This window comes from Pseudomonas sp. L5B5, from assembly GCF_020520285.1.
In the GTDB taxonomy this organism is placed as follows: Bacteria; Pseudomonadota; Gammaproteobacteria; order Pseudomonadales; family Pseudomonadaceae; genus Aquipseudomonas.
On record NZ_CP084742.1, the window covers coordinates 4,053,272 to 4,074,124 of the forward strand.

A 20,853-nucleotide genomic window follows, 5' to 3' on the forward strand; every position below is an offset into this window, starting at 1 on the left:
ATGGCGGGTCGGTAATGACTGGAATGCAATGCTAGCAGGGTTGCCGACGGCGATCCTGAGCGAGATCAACCAGCGGCACCGCTTGCCGGGACAGGCGATCCGAAGGTCGCCTGTCTCGCACTGCTTGCAGGCAGGGCTCAGCGTTCGTGCAGGGCTTCGGCGCGGGCGCGGATGATCGGCTTGAGCAGGTAGCTCAGGATGCTCTTCTTGCCGGTGATGATGTCCACCGACGCCACCATGCCGGGAATGATCAGCAGCGGTTTTTCATCGGTGCCCAGGTGACTGCGCTCGGTGCGCAGCTTGATCATGTAGTAGGTGGTCTTCTTGTCTTCATCGGTGATGGTGTCGGCACCGATCTGCTCCAGGCGGGCCTTGAGGCCACCGTAGATGGTGTAGTCATAGGCGCTGAACTTGACGATCGCTTCCTGCCCCGGGTGCAGGAACGCGATGTCCTGGGGACGAATCTTCGCTTCGACCAGCAGGGTGTCGTCCAGCGGGACGATCTCCACCATGTCGCTGCCCGGCTGGATCACCCCACCGATGGTGTTGACCATCAGTTGCTTGACGATACCGCGCACCGGCGTGGTGACCAGGGTCCGGCTGACCCGGTCTTCCAGGGCCTTGCCCGTGGCGCTGGCCTTGTTCAGCTCGGTGCGAGCCTCGTTGAGCTGGGTCAGGGCCTCGCTGCGGAATTTGCCACGGGTTTCATCGATCTTGCGCTGCACTTCCTTGATCGCCGACTCCGCGCGAGGGATCGCCAGGGTGGTGGCGTCCAGTTGGCCACGGGTCTCGACCTCGGCGCGCTTGAGTCGCAGCACTTCCACCGGCGACACCGCGCCCTGGGCCACCAGCGGCTCGGACATGTTGATTTCCTGGCGCTGCAGGCCCAGTTGCTGGCGGTACTGCGCCTGCTTGGAGTTGAATTCGCGCAGTTCCTGCTGCTTCTGGATCAGTTGCTCCTGCAGGCCACCGATTTCGTCGTGCAACTGCTGGCGCCGGCTCTCGTACAGGGATTTCTCGCTGGCCGCCTGGCCCGGAGCATCCTTGAGCGCTTCCTCGGGGAAGTTCAGCGCACGCTCGTCCACCTCGGCGCTCAGGCGCTCGACCCGCAACAGCATGGACAGGCGCACGGTCTCGGTCTCGCCGACGTTGGACTGGAAGCGCGTGTCATCCAGGCGGATCAGCGGCGCCCCGGCCTCCACCACCTGGCCTTCCTTGACGTAGAGCTCGGCGACGATCCCGCCTTCCAGGTTCTGGATCTTCTGCACCTTGGAGGACGGAATCGCCTTGCCCTCGCCCTTGGTCACTTCGTCGATCACCGCGAAGTTGGCCCACAGCACCAGGAACAGGAAGAACGCGATAATGCCCCAGATGGTCAGGCGGATAACCCGCGGCGCATCTTCGATCAGGGCCTTGTTGACCTCAGGCAGCGGCTGCCCCTGGAGTGAATCGCTACCTTTGAAATAACGGCGGATCGAGTCCCTGATTTCCGGCTTAAGCAACACTGATCTGCCCCTTCTTCAACGCTTCCATGACCACTGCTTTCGGGCCATCGGCCAGGATCTGCCCACGGTCCACCACCAGCAACCGGTCGACCAGCGACAGCAGCGAGGCTCGGTGGGTGACCAGCACCACGGTCTTGGTCTGCACCACCGCTTCCAGGCGCTGCTTCAGGCGCTCCTCGCCGGTGTTGTCCATGGCGCTGGTGGGTTCGTCGAGCAACAGGATCTGCGGGTTGAGCAACAGGGCACGAGCCAGGGCGACGTTCTGCCGCTGGCCGCCGGACAGGTTCTGCCCGCGCTCGCCCACTTGCAGTTCATAACCCTGGGGGTGCAGCCGGGCGAACTCGTGGACCCCTGCCAGTTCAGCGGCCTGCAGCACCAACTCGTCCTCGACGTAGCGGGCACCGGAGGTCAGGTTGTCTCGCAGGGTACCGGCCAGCAGCTGGATGTCCTGGGGCACGTAGCCGATGTTGTGGCGCAGCTCGCTGACGTCGATCTGGCGGATATCCACGCCATCCACCAGCAGCGCCCCGGAGTCCGGCTGGTAGAGCCCCACCAGCAATTTGGCCAGGGAGCTCTTGCCCGAGCCGCTGCGGCCGATGATGCCGACCTTCTCGCCCGGCTTGATTACCAGGTTGATGTTCTTCAGCGCCAGGTTCTGCTGGCCCGGGTAGGTGAAGTTCAACTGCCGGCATTCGATGGCACCCTGCAGCACGCTGCGGCTCAGCGGGCGCTCGTCGAAATTGCGCTCCTGGGGCAGTTCCATCATCTGGTCCACCGAGGTCATGGTGACGCGAGCCTGCTGGTAGCGGGTCAGCAACCCGGACAGCGAAGCCAGCGGGCTCAGGGCTCGGCCGCTGAGCATGTAGCAGGCGATCAGCCCCCCCATGCTGAGGTTGCCGTCGATGATCTGGTACACACCGAAGATGATCATCACCACCCCGGTCAACTGCTGGATCAGCAAGGTGATGTTCATCGCCAGGCTGGACAGCATCTTGACCCGCAGCTCGAGGCGGCTGAGGGTGCCGATGGTCTGCTCCCACTGGTACTGGCGCTCGCTCTCGGCGTTGTTGACCTTGACCGCGTCCAGGCCGGACAGGGTCTCGATCAGGCTCGACTGGCGCTCGGCGCCCAGGGCCATGGTCTTCTCCATGGTCGCCACCAGCGGCTTCTGCAGGGCGTAGCCAATACCCAGGGCAATGGGAAAGGCCAGCACCGGGATCCACACCAGGTGCCCACCGAGGATGGCGATCACCAGGAAGATCAGCAGGGTGAAGGGCAGGTCGATGAGGCTGGTCAGGGTCAGCGAGGCGAGGAAGTCCCGCAGGCTCTGGAACTCATGGATGTTCTGGGCAAAGCTGCCGACCCGTGCGGGCCGGTACTTGATGGCCATGCCGACGATGCGCTCGAACAGCGTAGCGGAGATGATCAGGTCGGTCTTTTTCCCCGCCAGGTCCAGGCACAGGCTGCGCAGCCCCTTGAGGATCAGGTCGAAGATGTAGGCACCGATGATGCCGATGGACAGCATCCACAGGGTCGCGGTCGCCTGGTTGGGCACCACCCGGTCATAGACGTTCATCACGAACAGCGGCGCGGCCATGGCGATGATGTTGATCAGCAGGCTCGCGGCAACGGCATCGACATACAACCAGCGCGAACGCTTGAGGGTGTCGCGGAACCAGGAGCGAGCCCTGGGGATCAGCGAGCCGTGATTGACGTCGAACTTGTGCTGGGGCTGGGCGAAGAACACCTGGCCGCTGTAGTCGTCGGCCAGCAGCTCGCGGCTGACACAGACCTCACCACCATCGCTCTCGCTGAGCAGCAGGCGCGCCTGATCCTCGCCCTGCCAGCCCAGCAGCACAGCGCTGCGGCCGTCCTTGAGCAGCAGCAAGGCGGGCATGGCGATGGCCGGGATCTGATCGAGCCTGCGCCGCAGCACGCGCCCCTGGAGCCCGGCACGAGCGGCGGCACGGGGCAGCAGCGCGGCGCTCAGGCGCTGGGACGGCAATGGTAGGCCGGTGGTGAGCATGGCTGCACTGGCAGGTTTCTGATGCAGAAAGCACAGACTCAGCAAGCCATCCAGCAAGGGGTCGTCATGCATTGCGCGTGGATCATGATTGAGTTGCACTCGACTGACTTCTGATTCCACGCTCGACACTCTTGGCTGGCTATAGGATGAAATTAGCTCAATTCATCCCAGGCAGCTGGACCTTGGGCTTCACGTCGTTCTGCACGACGGAGGCCATGGGCGCGACCACGCCCTGGCTCTTGAGCAACTCGCCAATGGTCGCCTTGATTCGGTAATGAGTAAATAACTGAATGTTCTTGATCTCTGCCAGACGACGGGAAGCGGTGAACAGTTCGTTTTCACTGTCGAGCAAGTCCAGCAGGGTACGCTCGCCCAGGCTGAACTGTTTCTGGTAGGCGGTACGCACCGCAGTGCTGCGGTCGACGTATTCCTGGGCGATCGGTACCTGGGCATTGGCGTTGTTCATGGCGTTCCACGCCAGGCCCAGTTCTTCGTTCAGCACCCGCAGGGCATTGTTGCGGATATCCAGCGCCTGGTTCGACTGGTAGGCCTTGGACTCCAGGTCAGCCTTGTTGCTGCCACCGGCGAACAGGTTGAAGCGCATGCGCAGCATGGCCTGCCATTCGTTGTTGTGGCCGTTCTGGCCGTCCAGGTCGTTATCGGCAGTACGCCCAAGCTCCGCATCGAAACGTGGGTAGAACGCCGACTTGGCCGCTTCGTACTGCTTCTCGGCGGCCACGATGTCGGACTCGGCAGAGCGCAGGATCGGGCTGTTCTCCAGCATCTGGCGCCGGGCTTCGTCGAGGGTGGCCGGCATCATCGCCATGTAGTTGCCAGGACGCTCCAACTGATCCGGCAATTGCCCGACGGCACTCAGGTAGTTGGTCTGGGCATCGGCCAGGTTGGTCTGCTCGGTGATCAGGTTGTTGCGGGCCTGGGCCAGGCGCGCCTCGGCCTGGTCGAGGTCGGCACCGCTACCCACGCCGCGCTGGGTGCGCAACTTGATCTGGTCGTAGATGCGTTCGTGATTGCGCAGGTTGTCTTCGGCCAGCTGGACGAACTGGCGGCGGGTCAGCACGTCCAGGTACACCTGGGCCACGGTCAGGCCGGTGCGTTCGGAGGTACCCAGCAGGGAGTAGGCCCGGGAGTTGACGGTAGCTTGTTGACGTCCCACTTCGCTGGAAGTGGCAAAACCGTCAAAAACCATCTGTTGAAGACGTAAACTTGACTCGCCTCGGGTCATGCTTTCCCAGTGATTGCTACCAGTACCCGCGCGAGTAGTAGGGTTATCGGTCCCTTCGCGACCGTAGCCGGCGAGCATGTCGACGCGCGGCAGGTAACCACCCTTGGCAGCTTTGAGCTGGTAATCGGCAGCCAGGCGACTGTTCACGCCGGCTTGGATTTCCGGGTGCACATCCAGTGCTTTCTGCATGGCTTCGGGGAGTGTCTGCGCCTGTACGAAACTGGCGGCGAGGGCAAAGGGCAGGGCCTTGAACAGGTGAAAACGCATGGTAAGAAATTTCCTCGGACGGCATGTCCAAATTCACGTCAGAACGTGGAACCACATCGAATGACTACAACCACAACGACCGTCCGTCGGAAAGCTCAAACCAAGAACTGGTTCACATACTTCAAGTCAGGTTACCGCGTGAATATCAATGTGACATTAATAGAGCGATTGTTTAGGATGGCACCCATAAGGTCAATAGTTTGGCATAAAGTTAATCTCGAAAAAATATTGCCAAAACATTGACGCGATACCTGTCAATTACCCGTTCCCAATTCACCCAGCAATGTACCTCCAGACTAAGTTGCGGCCCGCGCCCACACTGGTACATGGAAGTCGAATGAGCGGTACACCGGAGAGTCCCCAATGAGCAGTGTTGTTGCCATCGTCAAAAGCATTGTCGGTCAAGTTTTCGTGGTATCCCCGGAAGGGATCCGGCGTGTGCTCATCGAGGGCGACCGCCTGTTCGTGGGCGACCAGGTGGACACCGGCCTGGCTGGTGCCGTCAGCCTGGAACTGGCCGATGGACGCACACTTGACCTGGGACGCGACACTCAATGGAGCGCCGCCGCTCCAGACTCCGCAGCCGATCTGGCCCAGGCCGCCGCGCAAGCCGCGCCTTCGGTCGAAGAACTGCAACAGGCCATCGCTGCCGGCGTCGACCCGACCACCGACCTGGAAGCCACGGCTGCCGGCCCGACCGCTGCAGGCACCGGGGGCAACGCAGGAGGTGGCCACAGTTTCGTCCAGCTGCAAGAGACCGCTGGCCGGGTAGACCCCACCATCGGCTTCCCTACCGCCGGCCTGGGCCGGGCCACTTCGGCCCTGGACAACAACTTCGGCGGCCTGGCCAATGCCAACGGCCAGGGCTCCACCAATGGCAACGGCAGCGATAGCCTGCGCCCGGCCACCTTGACCCTGAGCGCCACCCCGACGATCACCGAAGCCGGTGGCACCCTGGTCTATACCGCCACCCTGACCCAGGCTCCCCTGACGGACCTGAGTGTCACCCTGTCCAATGGCGCGGTCATCGTGATCAGTGCCGGTCAACTGACCGGAACCGTGCAGGTGCCCATGGCGCCCCAGGACAACGTCTATATCGATCCGGGCCAGATCAGCGTGAGCGTGACCGGCACTACCGGCGGCGGTGGCCTGCTGGTCAATGTCGATCCGAACCCGGCGGTGACCCAGATCACCGATACCATCGACACCACCACCGTTACCCTGACCGCCGATAGCAGCGTCACCGAGGGCGGGCAGATCACCTACACCGCGACCCTGACCAACCCGGCACAGACGCCGGTGACCATCACCTTGTCCAACGGCTCGGTGATCACCATCGAGGCAGGCAAGTCCAGCGGTTCGATCAATGTCCCGGCTCCAGCCGATGACGTCTACAAGAATGGCGACAAGGTGGAAGTCGGTATCGACAAGGCCGAAGGCGGCAACTTCGAAAGCCTGGTGCCCAATCCCGACAAGGTGGTGACTACGGTTACCGACACCATCGACGACACTGGCTTGAACTTGAGTGCGACCGGCACCGTGGCCGAGGGTGGCTCCATCACCTACACCGCGACCCTGACCAACCCGGCCGGTACGCCAGTTACCGTGACGCTGTCCAACGGCGCAGTCATCACCATCGAAGCCGGTAAAACTACCGGCACCGTTACGGTTCCTGCGCCAGCCGATGACGTCTATAAAGATGCCGGCAAAGTCGAAGTGACCATCACCAAGGCCGAGGGCGGTAACTTCGAGAACCTGGTGCCGAATACAACTCCAGCCGTCACTGAAGTTACCGATACCATCGATGACTCGACCGTGTCGCTCAAAGCGACTCCGTCGGCAGCCGAAGGCGGCAACATCACCTACACCGCAACCGTTACCGCTCCAGTGACAGGATCTCCTGTGGTCGTGACCTTGGCCAACGGCGAGAAGATCACCATCCCGGTCGGCGAAACTACTGGTTCGATCAGCATTACGGCACCAAACGATGTGCTGGTTGGCGACACTTCTGTAATCAACTCCATCACCGATGTGAGCGGCGGTAATTACGAAAACCTGGTCGCCGATAAAACTCCGGTTAATACCAATGTCACTGACACCGTTGACGACACTGGCTTGAGCCTCTCGGCCACAGGAACCGTGGCGGAAGGCGGTTCCATCGTTTACACCGCTACTCTGACCAATGCTGCTGGTACACCAGTTACCGTGACCCTCAGCAACGGCGCGGTCATCACCATTGAAGCTGGTAAAACCTCCGGCACCGTGACCGTCCCAGCGCCAGCAGACGACGTGTACAAGGATGCCGGCAAGGTCGAAGCGACCATCACTAAAGCTGAAGGCGGCAACTTCGAGAATCTGGTCACTAACCCAGCTCCTGCGGTTACGGATGTAACTGACACCATTGATGATTCGACGGTGTCGCTCAAAGCCACACCTTCGACGGCCGAAGGCGGCAACATCACCTACACCGCAACCGTTACCGCTCCAGTGACAGGATCTCCTGTGGTCGTGACCTTGGCCAACGGCGAGAAGATCACCATCCCGGTCGGCGAAACTACTGGTTCGATCAGCATTACGGCACCAAACGATGTGCTGGTTGGCGACACTTCTGTAATCAACTCCATCACTGATGTGAGCGGCGGTAATTACGAAAACCTGGTCGCCGATAAAACTCCGGTTAATACCAATGTCACTGACACCGTTGACGACACTGGCTTGAGCCTCTCGGCCACAGGAACCGTGGCGGAAGGCGGTTCCATCGTTTACACCGCCACTCTGACCAATGCCGCTGGTACGCCAGTGACTGTGACCTTGAGTAATGGCGCAGTCATCACCATCGAGGCTGGTAAAACGACCGGCACCGTGACCGTCCCAGCGCCAGCAGACGACGTGTACAAGGATGCCGGCAAGGTCGAAGCGACCATCACTAAAGCTGAAGGCGGCAACTTCGAGAACCTGGTAACCAACCCAGCGCCTGCCGTCACTAACGTCACCGACACCATCGACGATTCGACTGTTTCGTTGAAGGCCACGCCTTCAGCCGCTGAAGGTGGACAGATCACCTATACCGTGACGGTGACCGCTCCAGTCACTGGCTCGCCAGTAACTGTCACCTTGGCCAATGGTGAGAAAATCACCATCCCAGTTGGCGAAACTACTGGCTCGATCAGCATCACTGCGCCAAACGACGCCCTGGTTGGCCACACCTCCGTGACCAACTCCATCACTGATGTGAGTGGCGGTAATTACGAAAACCTCGTAGCCGATAAAACTCCGGTTAATACCAATGTCACCGACACTGTTGATGACACTGGCTTGAGCCTCTCGGCCACGGGTTCTGTCGCTGAAGGCGGCTCCATCGTTTATACCGCCACCCTGACCAATGCCGCTGGTACTCCGGTCACCGTGACCCTCAGCAACGGCGCGGTCATTACCATCGAAGCCGGTAAAACTACTGGTACTGTGACCGTTCCTGCTCCGGCTGATGATGTCTATAAGGATGCCGGCAAGGTTGAAGCCACTATCACCAAAGCTGAGGGTGGCAACTTCGAGAACCTGGTCACTAACCCAGCTCCTGCGGTTACGGATGTAACTGACACCATCGACGACTCGACCGTGTCGTTGAAAGCGACTCCGTCGGCCGCTGAAGGTGGGCAGATTACTTACACCGTGACGGTGACCGCTCCAGTCACCGGCTCGCCAGTGACTGTCACTTTGGCCAATGGTGAAAAAATCACCATTCCAGTTGGCGAAACTACTGGTTCTATCGGCATCACCGCGCCGAATGACGCACTGGTTGGCCACACATCGGTGACCAACTCCATCACTGATGTCAGCGGCGGCAACTACGAGAACCTGGTCGCCGATAAGACTCCGGTCAATACCAACGTCACCGATACCGTTGACGACACTGGCTTGAGCCTGAGCGCTACCGGCACCGTGGCGGAAGGCGGGCAGATTACCTATACCGCCACCCTGACAAACGCCGCTGGCACGCCAGTTACCGTGACGCTGTCCAACGGCGCAGTGATTACTATCGAAGCCGGTAAAACTACCGGCACCGTTACGGTTCCAGCGCCAGCAGACGATGTCTACAAAGATGCCGGCAAGGTTGAAGCCACTATCACCAAAGCTGAAGGTGGCAACTTCGAGAACCTGGTGACTAACCCTGCACCAGCCATCACTAACGTCACCGACACCATCGATGATTCGACCGTGTCGCTCAAAGCGACTCCTTCAGCCGCTGAAGGTGGACAGATCACCTATACCGTGACGGTGACCGCTCCAGTCACCGGCTCGCCAGTGACTGTCACTTTGGCCAATGGTGAAAAAATCACCATTCCAGTTGGCGAAACCACTGGCTCGATCAGCATCACTGCGCCAAACGATGCACTGGTTGGTCACACATCGGTGACCAACTCCATCACCGATGTGAGCGGTGGTAACTACGAGAACCTCGTAGCCGATAAAACTCCGGTTAATACCAATGTCACCGACACTGTTGATGACACTGGCTTGAGCCTCTCGGCCACGGGTTCTGTCGCTGAAGGCGGTTCTATCGTTTACACCGCTACTCTGACCAATGCTGCTGGTACGCCAGTTACCGTGACCCTCAGCAACGGCGCAGTCATCACCATTGAAGCTGGCAAAACTACCGGCACCGTGACCGTCCCAGCCCCTGCCGATGACGTGTACAAGGACGCTGGCAAGGTCGAAGCGACCATCACCAAGGCCGAGGGCGGTAACTTCGAGAATCTGGTCACTAACCCAGCGCCAGCGGTCACGGATGTAACTGACACCATTGATGACTCGACTGTTTCGTTGAAGGCCACGCCTTCAGCCGCTGAAGGTGGACAGATCACCTATACCGTGACGGTGACCGCTCCAGTCACTGGCTCGCCAGTAACTGTCACCTTGGCCAATGGCGAGAAGATCACCATCCCGGTCGGCGAGACCACCGGTTCGATCAGCATCACCGCACCAAATGACGCACTGGTTGGCCATACGTCGGTGACCAACTCCATCACCGATGTGAGCGGCGGTAATTACGAAAACCTGGTAGCCGACAAGACTCCGGTCAACACCAACGTCACTGACACCGTCGATGACACTGGGCTGAGCTTGAGTGCGACAGGTACTGTCGCCGAAGGCGGCTCCATCGTTTACACCGCTACTCTGACCAATGCTGCTGGTACGCCAGTGACTGTGACCTTGAGTAATGGCGCGGTCATCACCATCGAGGCGGGTAAAACCACTGGGACCGTGACCGTTCCTGCTCCAGCAGACGACGTGTACAAGGATGCCGGCAAGGTCGAAGCCACCATCACCAAGGCTGAAGGTGGAAACTTCGAAAACCTGGTAACCAACCCAGCACCAGCGGTCACGGATGTGACTGACACCATCGACGACTCGACCGTGTCGCTCAAAGCCACACCTTCGACGGCCGAAGGCGGCAACATCACTTACACCGTTACTGTCACGGCTCCAGTCACCGGCTCGCCAGTGACTGTCACTTTGGCCAATGGTGAAAAAATCACCATTCCAGTTGGCGAAACTACTGGTTCTATCAGCATCACCGCGCCGAATGACGCACTGGTTGGCCACACCTCCGTGACCAACTCCATCACTGATGTCAGCGGCGGCAACTACGAGAACCTGGTCGCCGATAAGACTCCGGTCAATACCAATGTCACTGATACCGTTGATGACACTGGTTTGAGCCTAAGCGCTACAGGCACCGTGGCTGAAGGCGGGCAGATTACCTATACCGCGACCCTGACCAACGCCGCTGGTACGCCAGTGACTGTGACGCTGAGCAACGGTGCCGTGATCACTATCGAAGCCGGTAAAACCACCGGTACCGTTACGGTTCCAGCGCCAGCCGATGATGTCTACAAAGATGCCGGCAAGGTCGAAGCGACCATCACTAAAGCTGAAGGCGGCAACTTCGAGAACCTGGTAACCAACCCAGCCCCTGCCGTTACTGATGTGACTGACACCATCGACGACTCGACCGTGTCGCTCAAAGCGACTCCGTCGGCAGCCGAAGGTGGACAGATCACCTATACCGTGACGGTGACCGCTCCAGTCACTGGCTCGCCAGTAACTGTCATCTTGGCCAATGGCGAGAAGATCACCATTCCAGTCGGTGAGACTACTGGCTCGATCAACATCACCGCGCCGAACGATGCCTTGGTTGGCGACACTTCTGTAATCAACTCCATCACTGATGTGAGCGGTGGCAACTACGAGAACTTGGTCGCCGATAAGACTCCGGTTAATACCAACGTCACCGACACTGTTGATGACACCGGGTTGAGCCTGAGTGCGACCGGTACTGTCGCCGAAGGCGGACAGATTACCTATACCGCGACCCTGACCAATGCTGCCGGCACGCCAGTTACCGTGACTCTGTCCAACGGCGCGGTCATCACCATTGAAGCCGGTAAAACCACCGGCACCGTGACCGTCCCAGCGCCAGCAGATGATGTCTACAAAGATGCCGGTAAGGTCGAAGCCACTATCACCAAAGCTGAGGGTGGCAACTTCGAGAACCTGGTGACTAATCCAGCGCCAGCCGTCACCAACGTCACCGATACCATCGATGATTCGACTGTATCGCTCAAAGCGACTCCGTCGGCAGCCGAAGGTGGACAGATCACCTATACCGTGACGGTGACCGCTCCAGTCACTGGCTCGCCAGTAACTGTCACTCTGGCCAATGGTGAAAAAATCACCATTCCAGTTGGCGAAACCACTGGCTCTATCAGCATCACCGCGCCGAACGATGCCTTGGTTGGCCACACCTCCGTGAGCAACTCCATCACTGATGTGAGCGGTGGTAACTACGAGAACCTGGTCGCCGATAAAACTCCGGTTAATACCAATGTCACCGACACTGTTGATGACACTGGCTTGAGCCTCTCGGCCACGGGTTCTGTCGCTGAAGGCGGCTCCATCGTTTACACCGCTACTCTGACCAATGCTGCTGGTACGCCAGTGACTGTGACGCTGAGCAACGGCGCAGTGATCACCATCGAAGCCGGTAAAACTACTGGTACTGTGACCGTCCCAGCGCCAGCAGACGACGTCTACAAAGATGCCGGCAAGGTCGAGGCCACCATCACCAAGGCTGAAGGCGGTAACTTCGAAAATCTGGTCACTAACCCGGCGCCTGCCGTTACTGATGTCACCGACACCATCGATGATTCGACCGTATCGCTCAAAGCCACACCTTCGACGGCCGAAGGCGGCAACATCACTTACACCGTTACTGTCACGGCTCCAGTCACTGGCTCGCCAGTAACTGTCACTCTGGCCAATGGTGAAAAAATCACCATTCCAGTCGGTGAAACCACAGGTTCTATCAGCATCACCGCGCCGAACGATGCCTTGGTTGGTCACACATCGGTGACCAACTCCATCACCGATGTGAGCGGCGGTAATTACGAAAACCTCGTAGCCGATAAAACTCCGGTCAACACCAACGTCACTGACACCGTTGATGACACTGGGCTGAGCCTCTCGGCCACTGGAACCGTGGCTGAAGGCGGGCAGATTACCTATACCGCTACCCTGACCAACGCCGCTGGCACGCCAGTTACCGTGACTCTGTCCAATGGCGCAGTGATTACTATCGAAGCTGGCAAAACTACCGGTACCGTTACGGTTCCTGCTCCGGCAGACGACGTGTACAAAGATGCCGGCAAGGTTGAAGCCACCATCACCAAGGCTGAAGGCGGCAACTTCGAGAATCTGGTCACTAATCCGGCGCCTGCCGTTACTGATGTGACTGACACCATCGATGACTCGACCGTGTCGCTCAAAGCGACTCCGTCGGCGGCCGAAGGTGGAAACATCATCTACACCGTGACCGTCACTGCGCCGGTTACCGGTTCTCCGGTTGTAGTGACCCTGGCCAATGGTGAAAAAATCACCATTCCAGTTGGCGAAACCACTGGCTCGATCAGCATCACTGCGCCAAACGATGCACTGGTTGGCCACACCTCCGTGAGCAACTCCATCACTGATGTGAGCGGTGGTAACTACGAGAATCTCGTAGCAGATAAAACTCCGGTCAATACCAACGTCACCGATACCGTGGATGACACTAGCTTGAGCCTGAGTGCGACCGGCACCGTGGCGGAAGGCGGGCAGATTACCTATACCGCGACCCTGACCAACGCCGCTGGTACGCCAGTGACTGTGACCTTGAGTAATGGCGCGGTCATCACCATCGAGGCTGGTAAAACCACCGGCACCGTGACCGTCCCAGCGCCAGCAGACGACGTGTACAAGGATGCCGGCAAGGTCGAAGCGACCATCACTAAAGCTGAAGGCGGCAACTTCGAGAACCTGGTGACTAACCCTGCACCAGCCGTCACTAACATCACCGACACCATCGATGATTCGACCGTATCGCTCAAAGCGACTCCGTCGGCAGCCGAAGGCGGCAATATCACTTACACCGTTACTGTTACTGCACCCGTGACAGGTTCTCCGGTTGTCGTGACTCTGGCCAATGGCGAGAAGATCACCATTCCAGTCGGTGAGACTACTGGCTCGATCAGCATCACCGCGCCGAATGACGCATTGGTTGGCCACACCTCCGTAACCAACTCCATCACCGATGTAAGTGGCGGTAACTACGAGAACCTCGTAGCCGATAAGACTCCGGTTAATACCAATGTCACCGACACCGTCGATGACACCGGGCTGAGCCTGAGTGCGACCGGTACCGTGGCGGAAGGCGGCTCCATCGTTTATACCGCCACCCTGACCAATGCCGCTGGTACTCCGGTCACCGTGACCCTCAGCAACGGCGCGGTCATTACCATCGAAGCCGGTAAAACTACCGGCACCGTGACCGTCCCAGCCCCTGCCGATGACGTGTACAAGGACGCTGGCAAGGTCGAGGCCACTATCACCAAGGCTGAAGGTGGCAACTTCGAGAACCTGGTGACTAATCCAGCGCCAGCCGTCACCAACGTCACCGACACCATCGATGATTCGACTGTATCGCTCAAAGCGACTCCGTCGGCAGCTGAAGGTGGACAGATCACCTACACCGTTACCGTCACGGCTCCAGTCACCGGTTCTCCGGTCGTGGTGACCCTCGCCAACGGCGAGAAGATCACCATTCCAGTCGGCGAAACCACCGGGTCGATCAACATCACCGCGCCAAACGACGCCCTGGTTGGCCACTCTTCCGTGACCAACTCCATCACCGACGTAAGCGGTGGTAACTACGAGAACTTGGTCGCCGATAAAACTCCAGTTAACACCAACGTTACTGACACCGTTGACGACACTGGTTTGAGCCTGAGCGCTACCGGCACCGTGGCTGAAGGCGGGCAGATTACCTATACCGCGACCCTGACCAACGCCGCTGGTACTCCGGTCACCGTGACGCTGTCCAACGGCGCAGTCATCACCATTGAAGCGGGCAAAACTACCGGCACCGTGACCGTCCCAGCCCCTGCCGATGACGTGTACAAGGACGCTGGCAAGGTTGAAGCCACGATCACCAAGGCCGAAGGTGGCAACTTCGAGAACCTGGTGATTAACCCAGCGCCTGCCGTCACCAATGTCACCGACACCATCGATGATTCGACCGTGTCGTTGAAGGCCACACCTTCGGCAGCCGAAGGCGGCAATATCACCTACACCGCTACCGTCACTGCACCCGTGACCGGCTCGCCTGTGGTAGTGACCCTGGCCAATGGTGAAAAAATCACCATTCCAGTTGGCGAAACCACTGGCTCGATCAGCATCACTGCGCCAAACGACGCCCTGGTTGGTCACACCTCTGTGACCAACTCCATCACCGATGTGAGCGGTGGTAACTACGAAAACCTGGTCGCCGATAAAACTCCGGTTAACACCAATGTCACCGACACCGTCGATGACACCGGGCTGAGCCTGAGTGCGACCGGTACCGTGGCAGAAGGCGGTCAGATCATCTACACCGCGACCCTGACCAATGCTGCCGGCACTCCGGTCACCGTGACGCTGAGCAACGGCGCGGTCATCACTATCGGCGCGGGCAAGACTACCGGTACCGTTACGGTTCCAGCGCCAGCCGATGATGTCTACAAAGATGCCGGCAAGGTCGAAGCCACCATCACCAAGGCTGAAGGCGGCAACTTCGAAAACCTGGTCACTAACCCAGCACCAGCGGTCACCAACGTCACCGACACCATCGACGACTCGACTGTTTCGTTGAAGGCCACGCCTTCAGCCGCTGAAGGTGGACAGATCACCTACACCGTTACTGTCACGGCTCCAGTCACTGGCTCGCCAGTAACTGTCACCTTGGCCAATGGTGAGAAAATCACCATCCCGGTCGGTGAAACCACTGGCTCGATCAGCATCACTGCGCCAAACGACGCCCTGGTTGGTCACACCTCTGTGACCAACTCCATCACCGATGTGAGCGGTGGTAACTACGAAAACCTGGTCGCCGACAAGACTCCGGTCAACACCAATGTCACTGACACCGTCGATGACACCGGGCTGAGCCTGAGTGCGACCGGTACCGTGGCGGAAGGCGGCTCCATCGTTTATACCGCCACCCTGACCAATGCCGCTGGTACTCCGGTCACCGTGACCCTCAGCAACGGCGCGGTCATTACCATCGAAGCCGGTAAAACTACCGGCACCGTGACCGTCCCAGCCCCTGCCGATGACGTGTACAAGGACGCTGGCAAGGTCGAAGCCACTATCACCAAGGCTGAAGGTGGCAACTTCGAGAACCTGGTGACTAATCCAGCGCCTGCCGTCACCAATGTCACCGACACCATCGATGACTCGACTGTTTCGTTGAAGGCCACGCCTTCAGCCGCTGAAGGTGGGCAGATTACTTACACCGTGACGGTGACCGCTCCAGTCACTGGCTCGCCAGTAACTGTCACCCTGGCCAATGGCGAGAAAATCACCATCCCAGTTGGCGAAACTACTGGCTCGATCAACATCACCGCGCCAAACGACGCATTGGTTGGCCACACTTCCGTAACCAACTCCATCACCGATGTAAGTGGCGGAAACTACGAGAACCTGGTCGCCGATAAAACTCCGGTTAACACCAATGTCACCGACACCGTCGATGACACCGGGCTGAGCCTGAGTGCGACCGGTACCGTGGCAGAAGGCGGTCAGATCATCTACACCGCGACCCTGACCAATGCTGCCGGCACTCCGGTCACCGTGACGCTGAGCAACGGCGCGGTTATCACTATCGGCGCGGGCAAGACTACCGGTACCGTTACGGTTCCTGCTCCGGCAGACGACGTGTACAAAGATGCCGGCAAGGTTGAAGCGACCATCACCAAAGCCGAAGGCGGCAACTTCGAGAAGCTGGTGACTAACCCAGCGCCTGCCGTCACCAATGTCACCGACACCATCGATGATTCGACTGTTTCGTTGAAGGCCACACCTTCGGCAGCCGAAGGCGGCAATATCACCTACACCGCTACCGTCACTGCACCCGTGACCGGCTCGCCTGTGGTAGTGACCCTGGCCAATGGTGAAAAAATCACCATTCCAGTCGGCGAAACCACTGGCTCGATCAGCATCACTGCACCGAACGACGTGCTGGTTGGCCACACGGCCGTGACCAACTCCATCACCAGCACCAGCGGTGGCAACTACGAGAACCTGGTCGCCGACAAGACTCCGGTCAGCACCAACGTCACCGACACAGTGGACACCACCAACCTGTCGCTGACAGCCACTGCGTCCGTGGCAGAAGGCGGTCAGATCATCTACACCGCCACCCTGAGCAATGCCGCCGGCACTCCGGTCACCGTGACTCTCAGCAACGGCGCAGTGATCACCATCGGCGCGGGCAAGACCACGGGCACCGTGACCGTCCCGGCTCCGGCAGATGACGTGTACATCGACGCTGGCAAGGTCAACGCCAGTATCACCGGCGCCACCGGGGGCAACTTCGAGAAGCTGGTGACCGATACCACCCCGGCGGTGACCAACGTCACCGATACCATGGACACCACTTCGGTCAGCATCACTGGCAGCACGTCGGTGGTCGAGGGCCAAACCGCCAGCTACACCGTGAGCCTGACGCATCCGGCGCAAACCGAAGTGACCCTGAAGATCAGCTACAGCGGCACAGCCACCGACGGTTCGGACTTCACCGGCGTCTACACCGTGAAGATCCCGGCCGGCGCCAGCAGCGCCACCTTCAATGTGGCGACCATCGACGACAAGATCACCGAGAACACGGAAAACTTCGTGGTCAAGATCGACTCGGCGACTGGTGGCAACTTCGAGAACCTGGTGGTCAGCGGCACCAATGGCAGCGTCACTACCTCGATCATCGACAACGACGCACCGCCGGTCATCGACCTGGATGCCAACAACTCCAGCGGCGCCACCGGTGCCGACTACAAGGTCACCTTCACCGAGGGTACCAGCGGTCCTGGCGTGTCGATTGCCGATACCGACCTGAGCATCACCGACCCGGACAGCACCATGCTCACCGGCGCCACGATCGTGCTGACCAACCGTCAGCCGGGGGACTCGCTGAACCTGGGCAACAGCGTCAACGGCATCAGCATCAACGCCAACAGCAAGGACGGCTCGATCACGCTGACCCTGTCGGGCAACGCGACGCTGGCCGACTACATGCAGCAGATCAAGAACATCACCTTCACCAACAACAGTGAAGATCCGAGTACCACGCCACGGACCATTACCGTGACGGTGACCGATGGTGGCAACTACTCCAACGTCGCCACCACCACGGTCAACGTGGTGGCGGTGAACGATGCCCCAGTCGCCACCGGCGGCGCCGTGACCGGTACCGAAGACACCGCGCTGGCCCTGACCTGGTCCAACTTCGGCGTCAGCGATGTCGACAGCCCGGCGTCCAGCCTCGGGGTGAAGATCACCCAGTTGCCAAGCGACGGCAAGTTGCAGTACCTCGATGGTTCAACCTGGAAGGACGTGGCCAACAACCAGACCTTCAGCAAGGCCGATATCGATGCCGGCAAGTTGCGCTTCACGCCTGATGCCAATGAATCCGGCACCAATGGTTACGGCGGCAGCGGCGTGGGCAACCAGCAGGCGGATTACGCGCAGATCAAGTTCCAGCCCACCGACGGCCAGGCCCTGGGCAACACCGGCACGGTGACCATCGACATCACTCCGGTGGCCGATGCACCGAGCCTGGGCGTGGCGAACAACAATGTGAACTCCATCGGCCTGCTCAAAGAGACCTGGACCAGCCTCAACGGCCTGGGAACCAACGGCAACGGCATTACCGGCGACGCGCTCAAGGCGGTGTTCGACAACTCCGGCAAACCGACCAGCAGCTCGACGGTGACCAATGCCCAGTCCGATGGCAGCGTCGCAGGTGGCAGCGGTTCGAAAACGTCCGGCCTGATCTATCTGGAAGCCGGCAAGACCTACAGCTTCAGTGGTACCGGTGACGACAGCCTGCTGATCACCATTGGCGGCAAGAACGTGGCTACCGCTCTCTGGGGCTCGGGTGGCGGCATCAGCGGCTCGTTCACCCCGACCACCAGCGGCTACTACACCCTGGACATCTACCATGCCAACCAGAGCGGCCCGGGAAGCTATGATGTCAACCTGTCGGTCAATGGCGGCGCACCAGTCGACCTGAGCAACGCCAACATCCCGATGTACCCTAACGAAACCGCGCTGAACAATGCCGGCGTCACCCTTTCCGAACTGCACGGCAGCAACGGTGAGGGCTACTACGACGGCTACAAGCTCAACGAAGGCGCCGAAGGCGGCACCGTCAAGCTGGCGAAGATCACCACTGCCCTGACTGATACCGATGGTTCGGAAACCCTGAGCGTGAAGATCAGCGGCATCCCGGCCGGCTCGGTACTCAGCGATGGCGCCGGACACACCTTCACCGCTACGGCAACCAACGGCGAAGCCAACGTCACTGGCTGGAACCTGGGCAGCCTGACGGTCACTCCGCCGCCTTACTACAACGGCACGTTCAACCTCAACGTGACGTCGACCTCCACCGAGTCCCTGGGCGGCTCTGCCAGCACCTCGGCGCAGATCCCGGTCAAGGTCTACCCGGCCGTGTACAACCCGGTGGTCGGCACTTCCGGTGACGACACCGTCACCGGCACCGACGGCAACGACATCGTGGTCGCCGACATCGGTGGCCTGACCGTGGTCCCTGGCACCAACTACAACATCGCCTTCATGGTGGACAGTTCGGGCAGCATGAGCAGCTCGTCCATCGCCGCCGCCAAGGAGTCCCTGACGTCGGTGTTCAACACCCTGAAGAACAGCATCGGCAGCGCCGGTTCGGGCACGGTGAACATCTTCCTCGCGGACTTCGATACCCAGGTCAACAAGTCGGTGTCGGTGAACCTCAATGACCCGAACGCCCTGACCCAGCTCAAGGCCGTGCTGGACTCGATGAGTTCCGGCGGCGGCACCAACTATGAAGACGTGTTCAAGGCCACGGCCAACTTCTTCCAGAGCAACCAGGCCACCAGCAACACCAATGCCAAGAACCTGACGTACTTCATCACCGACGGCAAGCCGACCTACTATCAGAGCGGCGAGCAGACCAACCCGGCGCTCTACAGTGGCGGTCCGAAGCTCGATGATGTGATCAACGTCAACAACTACAAGCTGGGCGACACCATCAACACCACCTACCTGGACAACACTCACGCCTACAGCGTGAGCAGCAACGGTACGCTGACGTTGCAGACCTATATCAGCAACGGTTGGGGTGGCGGCTATTGGAGCGCCAGGGATCTGGGCACCGTGCACGCCCAGGGCGATGGCACCTATGAACTGTCGTACCTCGCCGGTTCCGGCAGCGGCACCGACTGGTACACCACCAACAACGCCAATTCCGGCTTCGCGTTGTTGAGCAAGCTGTCGGAAGTGGAGGCCATCGGCCTGAACAACGGGGTCAGCCTCAACGACCTCAAGCCGTACGACACCGACGGCAAGCCACAGACCAACATCGATCCGAAGGATCTGGCCAACTCGATCATCGGTCACACCGAGGCCACCATGCCGGGTTCGGACACCATCAACGGCGGCAACGGCAACGACATCCTGTTCGGCGACCTGGTGAGCTTCAACGGCGTTGCCGGCGAGGGCTACCAGGCCATGCAGGCCTATGTGGCCAAGCAGACCGGCGTCGATGTCAGCAAGGTCAGCGCCAGCAACGTGCACCAGTACGTCACCGAGCACTACACCGAGTTCGATGTGTCTGGCAGCCACGACGGCAATGACACGCTGCTGGGCGGCGCCGGCAATGACATTCTCTTCGGCCAGGGCGGCAACGACATCCTGGACGGTGGCAAGGGCAATGACATCCTGCTGGGCGGCACCGGCAACGACATCCTGATCGGTGGCCAAGGCAACGACATCCTGATCGGCGGCTCCGGAGCCGACACCTTCGTCTGGAAGGCTGGCGACACCGGCAACGACGTGATCAAGGATTTCAAGGCCAGCGAGGGTGACCGGATCGACCTGCGGGACCTGCTGCAGGGCGAGAGCGCCAGCACTATCGACAACTTCCTCAAGATCACCACCGTGGACGGGGTCTCGACCCTGCAGGTCAGCTCCGAAGGCAAGCTCAACGCCGCCGGTGGCCTGGCCAACGCCGACGTGACGATCAAGCTGGAAGGCAACAACTGGTCCAATGCCAACATCAACTCGTTGATTGCCGGCAGCGATCCGACCATCAAGATCGACCACAACAACAGCTGATCAGCTCCCGGCCATCGCCCCTCACGGGCGGTGGCCGGGCCTTCTGCAGATCGCAAGCATCGTGACGATTG

The 20,853-nt window shown here is 59.9% G+C and carries 4 protein-coding genes; 1 reads left to right on the forward strand and 3 read right to left on the reverse strand.

Annotated features, from left to right (window positions below; translation table 11 throughout):
• Positions 1–137: 137 nt before the first annotated feature.
• From LGQ10_RS18445 to LGQ10_RS18455, 3 genes are read right to left on the reverse strand one after another with little or no spacing between them, the layout of a single operon-like run.
• Positions 138–1,505, reverse strand: a complete 1,368-nt coding sequence (locus LGQ10_RS18445) for an HlyD family type I secretion periplasmic adaptor subunit (protein ID WP_058435067.1) — start codon at positions 1,503–1,505, stop codon at positions 138–140.
• Positions 1,495–3,651, reverse strand: a complete 2,157-nt coding sequence (locus LGQ10_RS18450; RefSeq protein ID WP_226522826.1) for a type I secretion system permease/ATPase — start codon at positions 3,649–3,651, stop codon at positions 1,495–1,497. Before LGQ10_RS18450 ends, LGQ10_RS18445 begins: the two co-directional genes overlap by 11 nt.
• Before the next feature lie 37 nt (positions 3,652–3,688).
• A complete protein-coding gene (locus LGQ10_RS18455) occupies positions 3,689–5,041 on the reverse strand; it encodes a TolC family outer membrane protein (RefSeq protein WP_058435066.1) in 1,353 nt (450 codons plus the stop codon).
• A gap of 363 nt (positions 5,042–5,404) precedes the next feature.
• Here LGQ10_RS18455 and LGQ10_RS18460 point away from each other — a divergent pair, with 363 nt between their 5' ends.
• The gene (locus LGQ10_RS18460; RefSeq protein ID WP_226522827.1) at positions 5,405–20,782 is read left to right on the forward strand and encodes a LapA family giant adhesin; all 15,378 of its coding nucleotides are present in this window, start codon (positions 5,405–5,407) and stop codon (positions 20,780–20,782) included.
• Positions 20,783–20,853: the final 71 nt, after the last annotated feature.